At 52.5% G+C, this 1,407-nt stretch carries 2 protein-coding genes; one reads left to right on the plus strand and one right to left on the minus strand.

Translation table 11 applies throughout. From position 1 onward, the window contains the following. Nucleotides 1-39: 39 nt before the first annotated feature. Entirely contained in the window at nucleotides 40-396 is a 357-nt protein-coding gene (locus ACOCD2_RS19910; protein ID WP_293681111.1) for a hypothetical protein, read from the minus strand. A gap of 16 nt (nucleotides 397-412) precedes the next feature. Here ACOCD2_RS19910 and ACOCD2_RS19915 point away from each other — a divergent pair, with 16 nt between their 5' ends. Next, nucleotides 413-613, plus strand: a complete 201-nt coding sequence (locus ACOCD2_RS19915; RefSeq protein WP_419588388.1) for a hypothetical protein — start codon at nucleotides 413-415, stop codon at nucleotides 611-613. Nucleotides 614-1,407 lie beyond the last annotated feature (794 nt).

A 1,407-nucleotide genomic window follows, 5' to 3' on the forward strand; every position in this document is an offset into this window, starting at 1 on the left:
TCGAAGGGGGTGCAGGTACTTTCAGGAAATAATCATGAATTATCCTTTCAAAACAATATGTTGCATTATATCCTCGCCCTGCCATTTATGCAATTTGGAATATGACAAAGTAGAATTAAGAAGGTGATAGGCTGCTGAAACGACTACCGCGCGCTGCTCGGGATTCTCGATCCTCCATTCGGGCGGATCCTCTCCTTCATCACTCCGCTTGAATGCGAGCGCCACTGCCTGGACAAATATCTCAGGCGATTGCACGATCTGGCTCTCGAGATTGGGAATTCCGTGCTTGCTGTGATCAAGGGCAACGATGAAGAGGAACTCAAACTGAGCCATTTCATAGGGAGTGACGCCAACACGGCCATCAAGCGAATCCAGTGCCTTGGATATATAATACAAGCGTGTCTTCGGCCTCGTGATAGATTTTGGGACATCCCAGTCCCCAAAATCGACTCGGCCTTTGACAACCTATTGGTGCCCCAGACGTCCTGGTCACCAAGCACTACGCAACAACTTCGCAAGCTCGTTGCTGCTCCGTACTTGCCTCCCAATGACTGGACGCCGCGTTTGGATGCCTACTTTGCTTCCCCTCTGGCGCTATGCGCACGACGGGTAAGCAGTGCGGCCTCGCGGCTACTGGGGTCTACCAGCCTTCGCTTCGCTCTCCATGGCTGGCAGCGAGGGTCTAGCCTGACCTGTCCTGCTGGTTCGGTATTGACCGTTGCAATGTCATGCAGCAGCCGCTTGAAGCGTGATGTCTCAATGTCTTTGAAATTCATGCAGACGACATGGAAAGCCGCGCGCGGCCGGTGGGCTTCAAGCAGACAGTCGATCAGTTCATTGAGCTCGGCGGGCGTCTGCTCCTTCCAATACGGGACTACGTCCTTCCAGTACCCAGTGCGGATATCTTCACTAGAATCATCCAGAAGACGCCAAGTAGATGCGTTGAAAGGAGCACATACAAATAACCTTTTAGATTCTTCGACAGACAGTTTTTTGGCGACCATGTTAATCACTTCGGCGCACACATCATCCCCAATTGCCGAAAGAAAGCCCCGCAGGCACCACTCCGCCTTACTCTGAAGCTCTCCATCAAGGGAAAGACAGCGCTGAATGAAATCAGACTGCGAGCAAACGTCGGTAACACAAGATGCGGTATAACGGCCGATGAGGTCGGTAGCACCGCTGGGGGCAAGCAAACCCTTAACCCCCTCGAAACCACGCTCGTCCCATATCTCGGTTATCGCTTCGCACCGCAGCTTGTCGATACGCTCACCTGCCTTCTGATAATTATGGCTCTTCCCCTGATTGAGTGGGCGCCCATCATCTAGTAATCCCATCAGGGTAAAGATCCAACCCGCCGAGATGGAAGTAAATGGCATTGGCAAACCGCTCTTTATTGCGGAAGCC

The sequence above is a fragment of the Thiolapillus sp. genome (assembly GCF_048562965.1).
Lineage (GTDB): Bacteria > Pseudomonadota > Gammaproteobacteria > Chromatiales > Chromatiaceae > Thiolapillus > Thiolapillus brandeum_A.